We start from the raw sequence: 17,899 nt of genomic DNA, 5'->3' as shown, positions 1-17,899 counted from the left end.
ACCCGGGCCCGGCGGGCCGTCGAGGAAGCGTGGTGCGTCGGGGTCAGTCGGCGGCGACGGCGACCGGCTGCTCCGCCGGCTGCTCGACCGTCACGACCCGGCCGCGCCAGCCGCGGGTGAACGCCACGACGCCCGCGTCCTTCGCGAACAGCGTGTCGTCCTTGCCGATGCCGACGCCCTTGCCGGGCTTGAAGACGGTGCCGCGCTGGCGGACGATGATCTCGCCACCGGTGACGACCTGGCCGGCGAACACCTTCACGCCGAGGCGCTGGGCGTTGGAGTCGCGGCCGTTGCGGGAGGAGCCGAGGCCCTTCTTGTGTGCCATGAGTCAGTTCTCCGGACGGTCAGGCCGAGATCGAGTCGATGCGGATCCGCGTCAGCGGCTGACGGTGACCCGTCGTCCGCTTGTACCCGCGCTTCGGCTTGAACTTGAAGATGCGGATCTTCGGGCCCTTGATGTGCTCGACGACGGTCGCGCCGACCTTGGCCGACTTCAGCGCGTCGGCACCGATCGCCACGGCGTCGCCCTTGACCAGCACGGGCTCGAGGGCGACAGAGGCACCAGCCTCGACGTCGAGCTTCTCGACCAGGAGCTCCTGGCCCTGCTCGACGCGGTACTGCTTGCCACCGGTCTTGACGATTGCGTACATACGGATGCGACTCACTCGGACGAGATGGTCTCTGCGGTCTCGTCGGCGTCGGGCGCAGAAGCGCGCTTCGCTCGGGACGCAGCAGAGCGGCGCCCACCTCGGGTGCGGCGCCGGACAGCGGAGGATACGCCATCGGCGCCCTCCTTGGCGTCCCGGCCCTCGCCGCCGGCGTCGGCCGCTCCGTCCGCGCTCGGCGCGTCGTCGTCCGCCACCGGCGCGTCGGCTGCCTCGTCCTCGACCGGGGAGGCCTCCTCGACCGCCTCGCTCTCGGCGTCCGGTGCGACCTCGTCGGCCGCGACGACCGCGTCGTCGCGGTCCGCCACGACGTCCTCGGCCGATGCCGCGTCCTCGGCCGAGACCATCTCGCCCTCGGTCGCGTCGGTGGCGACGTCGCCGCCGGCCTCCCCCGCGCCGCCGCGACCGCGACCGCGACCGCCGCGGCGACGGCGACGGCTCGTGCGCTCGCCGCCGGCCGGCGCGTCGGCCTTCGGGTCCTCGATCGGCCCGACCAGCACGGCGTTGGCCGACGTGCGGCCGGCGCGCTCGATCCGGACCAGCTTCTTCTCGCCGACGAAGCGCCCGCCGCCCATCACCGAGACGACGTAGCCGCCGACCTTGGCGACCGCGTCGTCGACGTTGTACATGTGCGGCTCGACGATCTGGACGAGGACCTCCTCGCCCTCCTGGAACGGGATCGCCCGCTCCTGGACGTCCTCGATCGAGCCCTCCATCACGATCTCGAACTCGTCCAGCGGCAGCCGGTCGGAGCCCTCGAACACGAAGTAGCGGCCGGTCGCCTCCTCCAGCGCGTGCAGCACGCGCGCGCCCTGGCCGGTGAACTCGGTCACCACGTCGGGGTGCATCCGGACGAGGAACGCCTTCGAGCGCTTCGGCGCCCGCGAGGCGTGCTCGCGCAGCTCGCGCTCGAACTCGATCGCGAGCGTCTCCTCGCTCTTGATCACGCCGTCGCCGTCGCAGGTCGGGCAGGCGCGGGTGATGACCTCGCGCGCGCCCTCGGTGACGTTCTGGCGCGTCATCTCGACCAGGCCGAGCTTCGAGATCTCGGCCGTGAAGGTCTTGGTCCGGTCCTCGGCCAGCTTGGCCCGCAGGACCTTCAGCACCTCGCGCTGGTTGCGCGCCTTCGCCATGTCGATGAAGTCGATGACGATGATGCCGCCGATGTCGCGCAGCCGCAGCTGGTTGACGACCTCCTCGGCGGACTCGAGGTTGGTGCGGGTGATCGTGTCCTCCAGCCGGGCCTGCTTGCCCTTGCCGGTGAAGCTGCCGGAGTTGACGTCGATGACCGTCAGCGCCTCGGCGTAGTCGATCATCAGGTAGCCGCCGGACGGCAGGTCGACGCGGCGGCTGATCAGCCCGTCGATCACCGGCTCGACGTCGAAGGCCTCGAACAGCGGGTCCGACTCCTCCCACAGCTCGACCTTGTCGACCAGCTCGGGGGCGGTGCGGGTGAAGAACGACTTCAGCCGCTGGACCTGACCGGGATCGTCGACGATCGCGCGCTCGAACTCGGCGCTGAAGATGTCGCGGACGACGCGGACCGAGAGGTCGGCCTCCTGGAAGACCATGCACGGGCCGGGCAGGTCGACCGCGCGCTGCTCCAGCACCTCGTGGAGCTTGAAGAGGTAGGGCAGCTCGCGCTCGAAGTCCTCGCGGACGGCGCCGCGGGCGGCCGTGCGCACGATCGCGCCGCCGCCGTTCAGCTCGAGGCCCTTGACCTCCTTGCGCAGGCGGTTGCGCTCGGCGTCGTCGACCTTCTTCGAGACGCCGACGCCCTCGCCCTTGGGCGCGTAGACCAGGTAGCGCCCGGCGATGGTCAGGTCCATCGTCAGGCGGGCGCCCTTGGTCTTCAGCGGGTCCTTCGTGACCTGCACGACCAGCTCGTCGCCGGGCTTGATCAGGTCGCTGATCTTCGGGTGGTTGTCGCCGCCGTGACCGCGACGGGCGACCTTGACGCCCGGCAGCCGGATCTCGTCGACGTGCAGGAAGCCGTTCTTCTCCAGGCCGATGTCGACGAACGCCGCCTCGAGCCCGGGGAGGACGTTGTCGACCCGGCCCTTGTAGACGTTGCCGACGATCGACCGGTTGGACCGGCGCTCGAAGTAGAGCTCGGCGACGCGATAGCCGGAATCCGGCTTCTTGCCACGCCCGCCACGACGGCGGTTGCCGCCTTGACCGGCGTTGCCTGCTCCTTCGGTGGACTCCAGCAGCGCGACGCGGGTCTCTCCGCGGTCCACGCTCACCAGGACCTGTTTCTTCACGAGTGCTACCTCAATCGGGTCTGGCCACGGTCGGGCCTCGTCGTGCCGCCGCCCGTCCCTGCGCGTAGATCGCCTGCAGCAGGCCGATCGCGAGGTAGGTGGAGAGCACCGAGGAACCGCCGTAGCTCACAAGCGGGAGCGGGATGCCGGTGATGGGCATGATGCCCACGTTCATCCCCGCGTTGACCAGGACTTCGAACAGGAGCATCGCCAGGATGCCGGCCGCCAGTACGGCGCCGAAGAAGTCCCTCGCGGTCGAGAGGATGCGCAACCCGCGCCACATGATCAGTGCATAGAGGGAGAGGATCGTTGCCGCTCCCATGAAGCCGAAGCGCTCCCCGACCGACGCGAAGATGAAGTCGGTCTGGTTCTCCGGCAGGTAACCAAGTTTCTGCTGCGTGGCCTCGTCGCCCCGGCCCGTCTTCTGCCCCGAGCCGATCGCCGTCTTGGCCTGCGCCAGCTGGTAGGTCGGGTCGATCCCGCCCGCCACCTGGTGCTCGTGCTTGTTCGGGTGCAGGAAGGCCGTCAGGCGGGCCACCTGGTAGGGCTTGAGGACGTCGACGCCGGCCGCCGGGAGCACCCCGAGGACGGCGATCACCCCGCAGAGGGCGGTCGTGCCGATGATCGCCAGGTGCCGCCCGGGCGCTCCGCCGATCAGCAGCAGCCCGGCGCCGACCGCCGCGTAGACCAGGCCGGAGCCGAGGTCCGACGTGACGACCATCGCCGCCGGCAGCCCCAGGAAGGCCAGCATCCGCAGGGTCGTGCCCCACTCGTCGACCGCCCGCGAGCGCTCGACCAGGACCGCGGCCCCGCTGACGGCGACCAGCACCTTGCCCAGCTCCGAGGCCTGGAAGCTGAAGACCTTCAGGTCGATCGACAGCGTCGAGCCGTTGACCGCGGAGCCGAACAGCGCGACGGCCACGATCGACGCCAGCATGAAGCCGTAGAGCCCCCAGCGATAGCGCTGCAGGCGGGCGTAGTCGAAGCGCGAGACGACCGTCGCGACGCCGATCCCGACCACGCCGTAGGCGATCTGGCGGCTGACGTAGGCGGAGTCGCCGTTGGTCGCCCCGGAGATCGCCACGACCGAGCAGATCGTCAGGCCGATCGCCGCGATCGCCAGCACCGGGTCGAACGGCAGCTGCGCCTCGAGCAGGCCGCTCAGCTCGCGTCCGCGACGGCGGCGCGGACGGCGCATCCCGATCGGCGTGGTGGTCGGTTCGCTGGCCATCACTCGTTCGGGTTCGACCCGGTCTGCTTGGCGTCGCAGGCGGCCTGCGACGGCGACTGCTGGTAGAAGCTCCGGAGCATCCGGCAGACGATCGGGGCGGCGGTCTCGGTGCCGAAGCCGCCGTTCTCGACCGTCGCCACGACGACGATCGGGCGGGTCGGGTCGGGCACCATCGCCGCGAACCACGACTGGTCGGAGCAGGGCTTGGTCTTCGGGCAGCGCTCGGCGGTGCCGGTCTTGCCCATCACCGGGTACTGGCTCTGGTTCCAGCCCGCGAAGACGCCGGCGGCGGTGCCGTCGCCCTCGCGGGTGACGTTCCAGAGGCCGGTCAGGATCGCCGTCTTGTACTCGACGGGGAACTTGACCACCCGCGGCTTGGGCCGCGGCAGCTTCTGCTCGAGCACCCCCTGTGAGCTCTCGACCTGGTCGCCGAGCCGCGGGACCGGGAACCGCAGCTCACCGGTGACGCGGTCGGTCGGGTCGTAGAGCCCGGAGTAGGCGACGGCCAGCTGCAGCGGGGTCGCCAGCAGGTCGCCCTGCCCGACCGAGAGGTTGACGTTGTCGCCGCGCTTGTAGGTGTCGCCGATCTTGAAGACCAGCCCGCAGCTGGCGACCTTGCGCTGCCTGCGGCAGGCCCTCTCGTCCTTGTCGCGCTGCTTGCGCCATTCGCTCGAGGGGACCGTGCCGGCGTCCTCGCCGGGCAGGTCGATGTGGCTGGTGCGACCGAACCCGAACAGGTGGGCCCAGGTCTGCAGCGGCTGGTTCGGGAGCGGGAAGAGGTTCCAGCCGACCAGGTAGAAGTAGGTGTCCGACGAGACCGTCAGCGCCTGGACCAGGTTGGTGTCGCCGTGGTCGGCGCTGCCGGCGTTGCAGAACTCCTGGTCCTGGTCGCCGAGCTTGATGCAGGAGCCGGTCCCCTGGCGCGTCTGGAGGCCGATCACGCCGCTCGTCAGGCCGGCCGCGGCCGTGATCGGCTTGAAGGTCGAGCCGGTCGGGTAGAGGCCCTGGATCGCGCGGTTGATCAGCGGCGCCCCGTTGCGGGCCGACGTCAGCTGCTTGAACTGCTGCGCGGTGATGTCGCGGTTGAAGACGTTGGGGTCGATCGAGGGGTACGAGCCCATCGCCAGCACCGAGCCGTCACGCGGATCGAGCGCGACGTAGGCGCCGCCGGCGCGCTTCTTCGTCTTGTCGTCGATCTTCCGGCCGATCGCCTGCTGCATCCCGAACTGGCCGACCCGCTCCAGCCCCAGGTCGAGGGTCAGGCGCAGCCGCCGGCCCTGCTTCGGCTTGACGTCGGTGACCTTGCCGGTCGGCCGGTTCTGAGCGTCGACCTGGACCCGCTGCTCGCCGTCCTTGCCGCGCAGGACGCTGTCGTACTCCTGCTCCAGCCCGCCCTGGCCGATCTGCTGGCCGGCCACCAGCCCGCGATAGCGCTCCTGCTTCAGTTGGCTCTCGCTGATCTGGCCGACGGCGCCGAAGATCTGGGCGGCCAGCTGCTTGCCCGGGTACTCGCGGATGTACTCCTTGGTGACCGTCAGCCCGGGGAAGTCGGCCTGGCGCTCCAGCAGGTAGTTCTTGACCGGCAGGCTGACCTTGCGCTTCAGCGGCACGTTGCCCGCCGGCACCTTGACGATCCCGGCGACCACCCGCTGGTACAGGCGCTGGGGCGACGTCTTGAGGATCGGCGAGACCCGCTCGAGCTTGGCCACCAGCAACGGCGAGGCGTCCTTCAGCGTCAGGTCGTCGGGCTTGTCGGCGGCCAGCTCGCGCGCGGCCTGACGGTCGGCGTCCTTCTTCTGGCGGACCGTCGGGATCCGCGCCTTCCGCCGCGCCTTGCGCGATCGGCCGGCGGCCCGGGCCACGGCCCGCGAGACCGACTGGTCCAGCAGCTGGGTCGCGCGGCGCTCGACCTTGACCTCGTGGACGCCGATGTCGTGGCCCCAGTTGCTGACCCGCGCGCGGTCCGCCTCGGGCACCGCGTCGGACTTCAGCGAGACGACGTTGGCGACCTCGTTCTTGACCAGGACGTTGCCGTTGCGATCGATGATCCCGCCGCGACCGGCCGCGACCCGCACGACCCGGGCCGGGTTCTCGGTCGCCTTCGCCAGGTAGTCGTCGCCCTGCAGGATCTGCATGAACCAGAGCCGCAGGAACAGCACCGCGAAGACGCCGAAGGCGACGATCCCGAACGCGGCCACGCGGAGAGCGAGCTGGGGAGTCGAGTTCCTGCGATCTCGCGTGCTCATCGGATGCGGACGTCCAGATCGGACGTGGAGCGGCTGCCATAGGCCCGCCGTCGGCGGCGCCGGCGAGCTTCCTCGGGAAGCATCGGCAACAACCAGCGCTTCACCCGATTATGCACGGGCAGCGCCAGGAGGGCGTTGATCAGGGTCGTGCCGACGATCACCCAGATCATCCCAGGGCTGACCCGGGTGCTCTGGTTGAGCATCAGCTCGAGCAGGCCGTAGAGCACCAGCGCGGCGAACGTGCCGAAGACGCCGACCACCACCGGGACCGCGCTCGACTCGGGATCGCGCAGCTGCCCGAGGCGACCGACGGCGTAGCCGGTCAGCACGAACGAGAGCGACGAGAGGCCGAGCGTCTGCCCCGAGACCCCGTCGAGCAGCAGGCCGAGCCCGAAGCCGAAGGCCGCCCCCGAGATCGGTCCGGCGAGCAGCCCGACCATCAGCAGCGTCAGGACCGCCAGGTCGATCTGCATGCCGACGATCCAGACCCGGCTGAAGAGCACCAGCTGCAGCAGGCCGACCAGCAGGCCGAGCAGGCCCAGCCGCAGCCACGGGACGGCCCCGATGACGCTGTGATCGGGCAGCCGGACCCGCCGTCGCCGCCGCTGGCGGCGCGAACGGCTGACCGTCGGCTGCGGGCTCACTGCGGCCGGTTCCCGTTCACGCTCTGGGTCAGGACCCGGACGGTCTCGAGCGAGCGGAGGGCGACGAGCGGGCGGACGTGGGCGACCTGGTCGTCCTCCTTGGCCTGGTCGACGCTGGTCACGCGGCCGATCGGGATCCCGGGCGGCGCCAGCGACGCCAGCTCGCCGGCGTTGCGGGCGCTGCCCGAGGTCGTGACGAGCATCCCGGGGTTGATCGCGACCGTCGACGGGATGTCGGACAGCTCGAGGTCGGTGGTCGTCCCCGCCCCCGCCCCCGTGATGATCCCGATCGGGTCCTTGCCCGCCAGGCGGGCGCCGATCGCGACGCTCTGGTCGGGCAGCAGCGCGACGACCGCCTGGCCCCCGCGCGCGTTGCGGACGAACCCGACCAGGCCCGCGTTGTCGGCGTCGGCGCCGATCACCGGGTCCCCGACCGAGATCCCGTCGTTGGAGCCGCGATCGATCGTGACCGTCAGCGCCCACTGGCTGGGGGACTGGACGATCACGTCGGCAGCCACCGGCGCGGCGCGGGAGAGCTGCAGCCGGTCGTCGAGCTCCTGCAGCTGTGCCAGCTTCGGGATCCGCCGCAGGCGGTCGAGCAGCCGCGCGTTCTCGGCCCGCAGCTGGTTCGCCTCGCGCTTGCGGTCGGCGACCTCCTGCTTGGCGTCCGCGGTGTCCCCGACCCAGTTGACCAGGTCCCGGACCGGCTTGACGATCGTCGAGGCGCCGTCGACCAGCGGCCCGGCGACCCCGCCGGTGGTCCCGCCGCCGGCGGAGCCGAAGGCGGCGGTCAGCAGGATCAGCGACACCACGACCAGGGCGGCGAGCACCAGGCGACGGCGACGGCGTGCGGACGGATCGTTCACGGAACGCGATACGGGCGGGGCGGGCGACGCACGGGGCGGCCGGCGGGTCTAGTACCGGCGACGCCGGTTGCGGGAGTGTCCGCGGTTCATCCGGTGGATGACGTCGAACTCCTCGAGCGAGCGACCGGAGCCGACCGCGACGCAGGTCAACGGGGACTCTGCCAGGTGCGCGGGCATCTGCGTCTCCTCGCGGAGGCGCTCGTCGAGCCCCCGGAGCAGCGATCCCCCGCCGGCCAGCATGATCCCGCGGTCCATGATGTCGGACGACAGCTCGGGCGGCGTGCGGTCGAGGGTCTCCTTGACCGCCTCGATGATCGCCGACAGCGGCTCCTCGAGCGCCTGCCGGACCTCTTCGCTGGTGATGACGACCGTCTTCGGCAGGCCGGAGACCATGTCGCGGCCGCGGATCTCGGTCTGGACCTCCTCCGCCATCGGGTAGGCGGAGCCGATCTCGAGCTTGACGTCCTCGGCCATCTGGGTGCCGATCAGCAGCTTGTACTCGCGCTTGGCGTAGGCGACGATCGCCTCGTCGAACTCGTCGCCGGCCACCCGGACCGACTGCGAGACGACGATCCCGCCGAGCGAGATCACCGCGACCTCGCTGGTGCCGCCGCCGATGTCGACGACCATCGAGCCGGTCGGCTCGGCGACCGGCAGGCCGGAGCCGATCGCGGCGGCCATCGGCTCCTCGATCAGGTACGCCTGGCGGGCACCGGCGGAGATCGACGCCTCCTCGACCGCGCGCTTCTCGACCCCGGTCACGCCGGAGGGGACGCAGACGACGACCCGCGGGTGGGCGAAGCGGTTCTGGTGCGCCTTCTGGATGAAGTGGCGCAGCATCTCCTCGGTGACGTCGAAGTCGGCGATCACGCCGTCCTTCAGCGGCCGGATCGCCTGGATCGTGCCGGGCGTGCGGCCGAGCATCCGCTTGGCCTCGATGCCGACGGCGTGGACCTCGCCCGATCGGGAGTCGATCGCGACGACCGAGGGCTCCGACAGCACGATCCCGCGACCCCGGACGTAGACCAGGGTGTTCGCGGTGCCGAGGTCGACTGCCATGTCGCGGCTGCCGATCCCGGTGAGGTAGCTGAAGATGCTCATCGAGGCGTGGGGGTTCAGATCCGTCGCCGCGCCGGGAGGCCGGCGGGCGCGGCAGTGGCGAGGAGCAGGTCCCATCCGTCCTCCGCCGCCGCGGATCGAGGCCGGAGTGTAGCGGAGGGCCTTCGACGCGCCGTCCATGAATCGCCGCGTGCATGGGGCCTCGGCGGTCCGGGCCGATCGCGGTCAGGGGCGCCGTAGCAGCCCCGGGAGGCGGCGTGCGAGCAGCGCCACCGGCAGCCCGACCACGGTCCACCAGTCCCCGTCGATCCCGTCGACCAGCAGCGTGCCGCGCAGCTGGATCGCGTAGCCGCCGGCCCGATCGCGCCACTCCCCGGTGGCGACGTACCAGTCCAGCTCGTCCTCCCCCAGCTCCCGGAAGCGGACGAGGGTCGTGTCGGCCTCGGCCAGCACCAGCTCGTGGCCGCCGGCGGCGGCCGCGCGGACGACCGCGACCGAGGACGCGACGTGGTGCCCGCGCCCGGACCAGCGGCGCAACATCGCGGCCGCCTCGGCGGCGTCGGCGGGCTTGCCGACCGCCCGCTCGCCCGCGACCGCGCGATCGTCGAGGTCGTCGACGATCACGGTGTCGGCGCCGAGCACCAGCGTCCCCGGCGGCTCGCCGTCGGCGACGGCCAGCGCCTTGCGGCGGGCGTTCTCGACGGCGACCGCGATCGGGTCGCCGTCGGTCCGCTCCTCGGCGTCCGAGACCCGGACGCGGAACGGCACGCCCAGCGTCTCGAGGATCGCCCGCCGCTGGGGCGAGCGCGAGGCGAGGACGAGCTCCCCGCCGGCCACGGTGGCGTCCACCGTCGGCTCCCCGCCTCGCCCGATGCCTCAGCCCAGCTCGGGGAAGAAGCGCGCGACCTCGATCTCGGCGTTCTCGTCCGAGTCCGAGCCGTGGACGATGTTCTCGCCGGCCTCGATCGCCAGGTCGCCGCGGATCGAGCCGGTGGCGGCCTCGAGCGGGTTGGTCGCGCCGATCACCTGGCGGCCGACCTCGACGGCCGACGGCCCCTCGAGGATCGCGGCGACCACGGCGCCACCGGTCATGAACGAGACCAGCTCGCCGAAGAACGGCTTGTCGTTGAGATGCGCGTAGTGCTCCTCGACGACCGAGGTCTCCAGCTGGACGAGCTTGAGAGCGGCGATGCTCAGGCCCTTGCGCTCGAAGCGGCCGAGCACCTCGCCGATCAGCTGGCGCTTGACGCCGTCCGGCTTGACGAGGATCAGGGTGCGGGACATGGGTTCGGAGTCTCTCCTTGCGGGGTCAGCGGCCGATCGTGCCGGCCGGGCCCGGAGATTCAAGCAGTCCCGCGCCCAGTCCCGCCGCTACGAGAGCGCTAGGAGAGGTCGGCCGCGGGGCGCTCGTGATCGTGCTCGGCCTCGTCCGCTCGCCGGCGACGACGGCGGCGCGGCGTGCGGCCGGGGATCTCGGTCTCGCAGTACGGGCAGATCCGCCACTCCGGATCGAGCGGCTTGGCGCAGCCGGTGCACTGGTCGCGCAGCTTGCGCAGGCACGACGGGCAGCGCAGGAAGTCCTTCTGCACCTGGTACTCGCAGTGCGGGCAGAGCAGCACGCCGGACTGCAGCAGCCGCGCCTCGGCGGCCTGCATCTCCAGCTCGCGCTCGCGCACGTCGTCGAGGTACTCCGGCGGCCGGACGACCATGTAGATGATCGTGCCGGCGAACGGCAGGACCAGCGCCGCGACGGTCGCGGTGCCGATCAGGACGGGGTCGCTGATGCGCCGGCGCGCGTCCGCCCACGTGTAGTAGACGAGCGCGAGCCAGATCAGGACGACGAAGAGCACCAACAGCTTCACGACGGTGTCGAGCGTGCCGTTGTTGATGCCGAACACGGCGAGGAGATCGGGCATGGTGATCACAGGAACGGTAGTTCGTCGGACGACCCGGTGGTTCCTCCGCGTGACGGACGACGCCCATCGACGGCGGTTCGGGGCGTGCTCCGTGATCCAGCGACGGAGACGGGCGGGATGCCCCGCCGCTCGCTGGGATCAGAGGAAGGCACGGCCGAGCGCGTAGCCGATGGCGAAGAACACGAGGATGACCAGGGCCACGACCACGGCCACGCCGAGGACGAGGCGCAGGACCGGGAGGGACTCGTCGTGACGGGGGTCGGTCGGGGACATGACGGTGGGTTGATCAGAACGCGGAGGCCGGTCCGGCGGCCGGCCCGCGGTGCAGGTCGGCCAGCAGATGCAGCGATCCGGTGGCGAGCACGGTACCGCTCGCCCCGGCCAGTGTACGGGCCATGCGCAGACCCTCGTGCGGGCCCGCGGCGACGTCGACCGGTCGGCCAGGCAGAGCCCGGGCGACGATCGCCGCCAGATCCGCGGCCGGCAGCGCCCGCGGATTGCCCGGCGCGACGGCCACGACCCGGTCGCACCAGCGGTCCAGCGCCCGCACCATCGCCGCCGGGTCCTTGTCGTCGAGGACGCCGATCAGCGCGACCAGCGGCCGGGCAGGGGGCGCCGCGTCGAGGGCGTCGGCGAGGGCGACCATGCCGGCCTCGTTGTGCGCGCCGTCGTGGATCACCGTCGGGCCGCCGGAGCCCCCCGGATCGACCGTCTGGAAGCGCCCGGGCACGACGATCCCGGCCGCCAGGGCACGAGCGGCGGCCGGGTCCGGCGCGCCGAGCTGCGCGTCGACGGCGGCCATCGCGGTCGCCAGGTTGCGGCGCTGGAAGAGCGCCCCGCCGCGGTCGGGACCGGTCCCGGGCGTCGGCACGTCGCTCCCGGGGTCGGCCGGCGCCCGCACGATCGTCGCCCCGCGCTCGGCCGCCAACGCCTCGGCGACCGCGACCGCCTCCGCCGGCAGCCCGTGGCCCAGCACCAGCGTCCCGCCCGGCCGCAGGACCTCGACCTTCTCGGCCGCGATCGCGGCGTTCGTCGTCCCCAGCCAGCGCGTGTGCTCGAGTGAGACGCTGGTCAGCACCGCGACCGGCGGCCGCCCCGGCCCGGCCGGGTCGCGCGGCAGGACGTTGGTCGCGTCCCAGCGCCCGCCAAGGCCGGCCTCGATCACGGCGCACTCGACGCCGGCCTCGGCGAAGGCCAGGTAGGCGGTCGCGGTGATCGCCTCGAACTGGGTGACGCGCTCCCCGCCGTCCCATCCGCCGTCGGCCCCGCCGTCGCCGACGTCCTGGCCGTCGCTGGCGGTCGTCCGCTGGGCCTCCAGTTCCTCGGCCGCGGCGCGGACCCGGGCGACCGCCGCGGCGAACGGACCCGCGTCGAGCGGCGCGCCGGCGATCTGGACCCGCTCGGCGAACCGCACGAGGTGCGGCGACGCGTAGGCCCCGGAGCGCACGCCGCGGCGCTGCAGCAGCGCGGCGGCCATCGTCACCGTCGAGGTCTTGCCGTTGCTGCCGACGACGTGGATCGCCGCGAAGCGCTCCTGCGGTCGCCCCAGCAGCTCGAGCAGGGCCCGCATCCGCGCCAGGCCGGGCCGGATGCCGAACAGCTCGCGCTCCAGCAGCCAGCCGTCCGCGTCCCATCGCTCGCCGGGGCCTCCGGCCGCGCCGCTCACAGCGTGCGCAGCTCTTCCCGCAGACCGTCGAGCTTGGCCTGCTCGGCGGCGACGACCTCGGCCGGGGCGCGGGAGGCGAACTTCTCGTTGCCCAGGCGCGCGGCGGTGCGCTCGATCTCAGCCTCGACCTCAGCCCGACGCTTGGCGATCCGGGACCGCTCCGCGTCGGGATCGACGTGCTCGCCGGCGAGGATCGCGACCTGCCCGCCGGGCACCGCCACCAGCACCGCGTCGCCGGCGCCGTCGACCAGCTCGACGCGGGCCAGGCGGGCGGCGTGGGCACGCGCCTCGTCGTCGTAGCCGTCGGCCTCGAGCCGCGCCGGCAGGATCGGCCCGGGCGGCACGTTGGCGGTGCTGCGCCACGAGCGGACGGCGCTGATCAGCTCGATCACGCGGCCGAGGTCGTGCTCGGCGTCGCCGTCGAGCAGCGCGTCGTCGGGCGCCGGCAGTCGCGAGCCGGCCAGCAGGCCGTCCGTGCCGGGGATCCTGCCCCACGCGTCCTCGGTCACGAACGGGATCACCGGGTGGGCGATCTGGAGCGTCCGCCGCAGCGCCCAGGCCAGCACCCGGCCGAGGTCCGGGTCGGTCGCCGCCTCGCGGGCCTTGACCAGCTCCAGGTACCAGTCGCAGAGCTCGCCGTAGACGAAGTCGTAGAGGCCGAGGGCGGCCTTGGCGAAGTCGAACTCGTCGATCCGGGCAGCGGTCTCGCGGGCGATCCGCTCGGTCCGCGAGACGATCCAGCGGTCCTCGAGCCGGCTGGCCGCGCCGGGGGCCAGCGGGCTCCCGTCGGCGGGCAGCTCGACGTCGAGCCCCTCCAGGCGGCCGGCGGCGAACCGCACCGCGTTGGAGAGCTTGGTGATCAGCTGCCGGCCCTGCGCGATCTTCTCCTCGCTGAAGCGGACGTCCTGGGTCGAGGACATCGCCAGTAGGCCGAAGCGGACCGCGTCGGCGCCGTAGGCCGGGAACTCGCCGGCGTCGGCGCCCTTCTTCTTGGCGAACACCGCGGGCCGCGGGCCGCCGTCGATCAGGGCCAGCGGATCGATGCCGGTGCCCAGCGACTTGCTCATCCGGCGGCCGTCGGGCGCCTGGATCACCGAGTGGCAGTAGACGTCGCCGAACGGGATCTCGCCCGGGAACCGCAGGCCCATCATCACCATCCGCGCCACCCACAGGAAGAGGATGTCGCGGGCGGTCGAGAGCACCGAGGTCGGGTAGAAGGTCCGCAGCTCGGGCGTCTGCTCCGGCCAGCCGAGGGTCGCGAACGGCCACAGCGCCGAGCTGAACCAGGTGTCGAGGACGTCCGGGTCGCGCTCCCAGCCCTCGCCCCGCGGCGGCTCGATCCCGCAGTAGGTCTCGTCGCCGCGGTACCAGACCGGGATCTGGTGGCCCCACCAGAGCTGGCGGCTGAGCACCCACGGGCGGATCTCCTCCAGCCACTGCAGGTAGCGGCGCGACTGGCTCTCGGGGTGGATCCGGACCCGCCCGTCGCGGACCGCGTCGATCGCCGGCTGCGCCAGCTCCTCCATCTTCATGAACCACTGCAGCGACAGCAACGGCTCGATCCGCTCGCCGGAGCGGTGGCTGAAGGGGACGGTGTGGGTGTAGTCCTCCTCGGCGCGGAGGCTGCCCCCGGCGCGCAGCTCCTCGACGATCGCGGTCCGCGCCTCGGCGGTCGAGAGGCCCTCGAAGGCCGGCGCGTAGCCGCCGGTGATGCGGCCGTCCTCGCCGATGCAGGTCAGCGTCTCGAGCCCGTGGCGGTGGCCGATCTCGAAGTCGTTGGGGTCGTGCCCGGGCGTGATCTTCAGGCAGCCGGTGCCGAAGTCGGTCTTGACGTAGTCGTCGCCGATGATCGGCAGCTCGCGCCCGACCAGCGGCAGCACGACGCTCTTGCCGATCAGGCCGGCGAACCGCTCGTCGGCCGGGTTGACCGCGACGGCGACGTCGGCCAGCATCGTCTCGGGGCGGACGGTCGCCACGACGACCTCGCCGGATCCGTCGCTGAGCGGGTAGGCGATCTCGAAGAGCGTGTCGGTGACCTCGCGGTCCTCGACCTCGAGGTCGCTGATCGCCGAGCGCGAGCCCGGATCCCAGTTGACCAGGTAGGTGCCGCGGTAGATCAGGCCCTGCTCGTAGAGCGCGACGAAGACCTGCTGGACGGCGCGAACGTAGCCCTCGTCCATCGTGAACCGCTCGTGGGCGTAGTCGGCCGAGACCCCCAGGCGGCGGAACTGGTTGATGATCGTGCCGCCGTACTGCTGGCGCCAGGCCTGGGTCCGCTCGACGAACGCCTCGCGGCCGATCTGCTCGCGGCTAGTGCCCTCGTCGACCAGCGCCTGCTCGACCTTGGTCTGCGTCGCGATCCCGGCGTGGTCGGTCCCGATCGTCCAGCGGACGTTCTTGCCCCGCATCCGGTTGAGCCGGATCAGGACGTCCTGGATCGAGCCGTTGAGCGCGTGGCCCATGTGCAGCGCGCCGGTCACGTTCGGCGGCGGGATCGCGATCGAGAAGCTGTTCGCGGGGTCGCCCTCCGGGTCGCCGGCGAAGATGCCCGCGGACTCCCAGCGATCGAACACCGCCGGCTCGGCCTCGGCCGGTTCGTAGCGCGTCGGATCCTGCGTCTCGGACATGAACGATCCAGTCTAGGCGGCGATCCACGAAGACGGCGGCCCGCGCCGTCCCACGCCGTCGCGGCGGGTGGCCGGCCGTTCGGCCAGCGGTGACGCCCCGGCGGTCGGCACGTCCGTCCAGCCACGCCCGCGGGTCCGGTCGACGACGTAGATTCCGGCGATGGCCCTGCACGTGGACCGCCATCGGGCGAGCGACCCGACCAGCGCGAGCGAGCCGCTCCTGCTGCTGCACGGGCTCGGGGGCGACCGCCACAGCTGGCGGCCGGTGCTCGACGGGCTGCGCCGAAACCGCGACGTCCTGGTCGCCGAGCTGCCCGGGTTCGGCGCCTCTCCCCCGCTGCCGGCAGCGGTCGCCCCGACCCCGCCGGCGCTGGCGGCGGCCGTCGCCGCGATGCTCGACCACGAGGGCCTGGAGCGGCTCCACGTGGTCGGCGTCTCGCTCGGCGGCTGGACGGCGCTCGAGCTGGCGCTGCTCGGCCGCGCGCGTTCGGTCGTGGCGCTGGCGCCCGCCGGCTTCTGGTCGAAGCCGCTGGCGCCGGCGAGCGGCAGCGCCCGCCGCGTCGGCCGCAGGCTCGGACCGCTGCTGTCGCCGCTGCTGCGCGTCCCGCCGCTGCGGGTCCAGGTGCTCGGAGGGATCCTCGGCGGGCTCGACCGGATCGAGCACCGCGACGCCCTGGCGCTGATCCGCGGCTACGTCGGCGCTCCCGACTTCGCCCGCGTCGACGCCGCGATGCGCGCCAACGTCTTCGACCGCTCCCGCCTTGCCGAACTGGCCGCGTCCCTGCCCGTCCACCTGGTCTGGTGCGGCCGCGACCGGCTCGTCACCCCGCCGCGGACGCCGCTGCCCGACACCGTCCACCAGCACCACCTGCCCAACGCCGGCCACCTGCCGATGTTCGACGAGCCCGAGGCCGTCGTCGCCCGGATCCGCGCCGCCGTCGGGGCGGCCGAGGATGGCCTGCTGACGGCCGCCGTCGGGGACTAGCCAGCCCCGGCCAGGGGCGGGCCGGGAGGGGGATCAGGCGGTTGCCGCGTCGCGGACCGCCAGCGACCGGAACGCCGAAGCGGCTAGCGCCGGCCCTTGCGGCCGACCTTGGCGCCGGCGGTCGTCAGCGCCGCCCGCTTGCCGAGGGCCAGCAGGTCCAGCTTGCCGGCCAGCTCGCGGACCTCGCGCCGCTGGCGGTCGCTGAGGTTCGACGGCCGGCCCTTGCTGGTCCGCAGCAGCTCGGTCAGTCGCCGACGCTCCTTGTCCGTCAGCTGGTCCTGCCAGTGGGCGTGCGTCTCGCGCAGGAGGTCCAGCAACAGCAGCCAGGGCAGCACCTTGCGGCCGACGACCCGGCCGGTGCCACGACGAATCAGGGACATGCCCGAAGCGTACGAGGTCGCCGGACGCGCTACGCCGACTCGGCGGTCAGGCCGTGGTCGTCGCCCTCGTCGGCGACGGCCTCGGTGACCAGCGTCGGCGGGCGGCCGTCGGCGATCGTCTCGCGGGTCACGACGCACTTGCGGACGTCGCGCCGCGAGGGCAGCTCGAACTGGACGTCGAGCAGCGCCTCCTCGAGGATCGAGCGCAGGCCGCGGGCACCGGTGTCGCGCTCGACCGCCTTGTCGGCGACCGCCTGCAGCGACTCGTCGGCGAAGACCAGCTCGATGTCGTCGAACTCGAAGCTCGTCTGGAACTGCTTGACGAGCGCGTTGCGGGGCTCGGTCAGGATCCGGATCAGGTCGGCGCGCGAGAGCTGGCGGACCGCGGTCACGACCGGCAGGCGGCCGATGAACTCGGGGATCAGGCCGTACTCGACCAGGTCCTCCGGCAGGCAGTGCTCGAACAACCGGTCGGACGGGACGTCCTCGCCGATCTGGTCCTCGTGCGAGACGAAGCCGACCGCGCGCTGGCCCTTGCGCCGCTGGATCACGTCGTCGAGCCCGGCGAACGCCCCGCCGCAGATGAACAGGATGTTCGTCGTGTCGATCGTCAGGAACTCCTGGTGCGGGTGCTTGCGCCCGCCCTGGGGCGGCACCGACGCCTGGGTCCCCTCGAGGATCTTCAGCAGCGCCTGCTGGACGCCCTCGCCCGACACGTCGCGGGTGATCGACGGGTTGTCGGCCTTGCGGGCGATCTTGTCGACCTCGTCGATGTAGATGATCCCGGTCTCGGCCTTCTTGACGTCGTAGTCGGCCGCCTGGATCAGCTTCAGGAGGATGTTCTCGACGTCCTCGCCGACGTAGCCGGCCTCGGTCAGCGCGGTCGCGTCGGCGATCGCGAACGGGACGTTGAGGATCCGGGCCAGCGTCTGGGCCAGCAGCGTCTTGCCGCAGCCGGTCGGCCCGAGCATCAGGATGTTCGACTTCTGCAGCTCGACGTCGGCGTCGCCGCGCTGCGCCAGCCGGACCCGCTTGTAGTGGTTGTAGACCGCGACCGCCAGCGTCCGCTTGGCCGCGTCCTGCCCGACCACGTACTCGTCGAGGACCCCGAAGATCTCCTGCGGCTTGGGCAGGTGCTCGACGTCGAAGCCGGGCTGCGCCGAGAGCTCCTCGTCGATGATCTCGTTGCAGAGCTCGATGCACTCGTCGCAGATGTAGACGCCAGGCCCGGCGATCAGCTTCTTGACCTGGCGCTGCGACTTCCCGCAGAAGGAGCAGAGGAGCTGCTCGCCGCCCTCGGTGGCTCGTGCCATCTCAGTCTCCTTCTCCGGTCGTGGTGCTGGTGGTCGG

The 17,899-nt window shown here is 72.3% G+C and carries 17 protein-coding genes; 1 reads left to right on the top strand and 16 read right to left on the bottom strand.

Annotated elements, in window-relative coordinates; all coding sequences use genetic code 11:
• Positions 1 to 43: 43 nt before the first annotated feature.
• The 14 genes from rpmA to PAI11_RS16755 all read right to left on the bottom strand — a co-directional run bounded on the left by rpmA (position 44) and on the right by PAI11_RS16755 (position 15,184).
• Entirely contained in the window at positions 44 to 325 is a 282-nt protein-coding gene (gene rpmA, locus PAI11_RS16815) for a 50S ribosomal protein L27 (RefSeq protein ID WP_007576975.1), read from the bottom strand.
• A gap of 19 nt (positions 326 to 344) precedes the next feature.
• Positions 345 to 650: a 50S ribosomal protein L21 gene (gene rplU, locus PAI11_RS16810; protein WP_007576972.1), complete on the bottom strand. Its 306-nt coding sequence runs from the start codon at positions 648 to 650 to the stop codon at positions 345 to 347.
• Between the two features lie 11 nt (positions 651 to 661).
• Positions 662 to 2,911, bottom strand: coding sequence for an Rne/Rng family ribonuclease (locus PAI11_RS16805; protein ID WP_244406561.1), 2,250 nt, complete (start codon positions 2,909 to 2,911; stop codon positions 662 to 664).
• Between the two features lie 28 nt (positions 2,912 to 2,939).
• Entirely contained in the window at positions 2,940 to 4,160 is a 1,221-nt protein-coding gene (locus PAI11_RS16800) for an FtsW/RodA/SpoVE family cell cycle protein (RefSeq protein WP_007576968.1), read from the bottom strand.
• The gene (locus PAI11_RS16795) at positions 4,160 to 6,406 is read right to left on the bottom strand and encodes a penicillin-binding transpeptidase domain-containing protein (protein WP_081488495.1); all 2,247 of its coding nucleotides are present in this window, start codon (positions 6,404 to 6,406) and stop codon (positions 4,160 to 4,162) included. Before PAI11_RS16795 ends, PAI11_RS16800 begins: the two co-directional genes overlap by 1 nt.
• Positions 6,403 to 7,050, bottom strand: coding sequence for a rod shape-determining protein MreD (mreD, locus tag PAI11_RS24635; RefSeq protein ID WP_007576964.1), 648 nt, complete (start codon positions 7,048 to 7,050; stop codon positions 6,403 to 6,405). The genes PAI11_RS16795 and mreD overlap by 4 nt, the downstream gene beginning before the upstream one ends.
• The gene (mreC, locus tag PAI11_RS16785; protein ID WP_007576962.1) at positions 7,047 to 7,916 is read right to left on the bottom strand and encodes a rod shape-determining protein MreC; all 870 of its coding nucleotides are present in this window, start codon (positions 7,914 to 7,916) and stop codon (positions 7,047 to 7,049) included. Before mreC ends, mreD begins: the two co-directional genes overlap by 4 nt.
• Before the next feature lie 48 nt (positions 7,917 to 7,964).
• Positions 7,965 to 9,017: a rod shape-determining protein gene (locus PAI11_RS16780; protein WP_007576961.1), complete on the bottom strand. Its 1,053-nt coding sequence runs from the start codon at positions 9,015 to 9,017 to the stop codon at positions 7,965 to 7,967.
• A 183-nt stretch (positions 9,018 to 9,200) separates the two neighbouring features.
• A complete protein-coding gene (locus tag PAI11_RS16775; RefSeq protein ID WP_211656616.1) occupies positions 9,201 to 9,824 on the bottom strand; it encodes a Maf family protein in 624 nt (207 codons plus the stop codon).
• A 27-nt stretch (positions 9,825 to 9,851) separates the two neighbouring features.
• Positions 9,852 to 10,259 carry a nucleoside-diphosphate kinase gene (gene ndk, locus PAI11_RS16770; protein ID WP_007576955.1) on the bottom strand — a complete coding sequence of 136 codons (408 nt, stop codon included), beginning with the start codon at positions 10,257 to 10,259 and terminating at the stop codon, positions 9,852 to 9,854.
• Between the two features lie 98 nt (positions 10,260 to 10,357).
• A complete protein-coding gene (locus PAI11_RS16765) occupies positions 10,358 to 10,891 on the bottom strand; it encodes a zinc ribbon domain-containing protein (protein WP_138974376.1) in 534 nt (177 codons plus the stop codon).
• 138 nt (positions 10,892 to 11,029) lie between these two features.
• On the bottom strand, positions 11,030 to 11,164 hold the full coding sequence (locus tag PAI11_RS28330) for a hypothetical protein (RefSeq protein ID WP_007576952.1): 135 nt from the start codon (positions 11,162 to 11,164) through the stop codon (positions 11,030 to 11,032).
• Positions 11,165 to 11,177: 13 nt separating this feature from the next.
• Positions 11,178 to 12,557: a bifunctional folylpolyglutamate synthase/dihydrofolate synthase gene (locus PAI11_RS16760; protein WP_007576950.1), complete on the bottom strand. Its 1,380-nt coding sequence runs from the start codon at positions 12,555 to 12,557 to the stop codon at positions 11,178 to 11,180.
• Positions 12,554 to 15,184, bottom strand: coding sequence for a valine--tRNA ligase (locus tag PAI11_RS16755; protein ID WP_040600702.1), 2,631 nt, complete (start codon positions 15,182 to 15,184; stop codon positions 12,554 to 12,556). Before PAI11_RS16755 ends, PAI11_RS16760 begins: the two co-directional genes overlap by 4 nt.
• A 160-nt stretch (positions 15,185 to 15,344) precedes the next feature.
• Between PAI11_RS16755 and PAI11_RS16750 the strand changes: the two genes are divergently transcribed.
• Positions 15,345 to 16,169, top strand: a complete 825-nt coding sequence (locus PAI11_RS16750) for an alpha/beta fold hydrolase (RefSeq protein WP_050897282.1) — start codon at positions 15,345 to 15,347, stop codon at positions 16,167 to 16,169.
• Positions 16,170 to 16,252: 83 nt separating this feature from the next.
• Here the strand turns inward: PAI11_RS16750 and PAI11_RS16745 are convergent, their stop codons facing one another.
• Together PAI11_RS16745 and clpX are read right to left on the bottom strand one after the other, a co-directional pair.
• Positions 16,253 to 16,549, bottom strand: coding sequence for a hypothetical protein (locus tag PAI11_RS16745; protein ID WP_007576946.1), 297 nt, complete (start codon positions 16,547 to 16,549; stop codon positions 16,253 to 16,255).
• Positions 16,550 to 16,578: 29 nt separating this feature from the next.
• Entirely contained in the window at positions 16,579 to 17,862 is a 1,284-nt protein-coding gene (gene clpX / locus PAI11_RS16740; protein ID WP_007576945.1) for an ATP-dependent Clp protease ATP-binding subunit ClpX, read from the bottom strand.
• Positions 17,863 to 17,899: the final 37 nt, after the last annotated feature.

The sequence above is a fragment of the Patulibacter medicamentivorans genome, assembly GCF_000240225.1.
GTDB lineage: Bacteria > Actinomycetota > Thermoleophilia > Solirubrobacterales > Solirubrobacteraceae > Patulibacter > Patulibacter medicamentivorans.
This window is presented reverse-complemented; position numbering and strand designations above follow the sequence as displayed.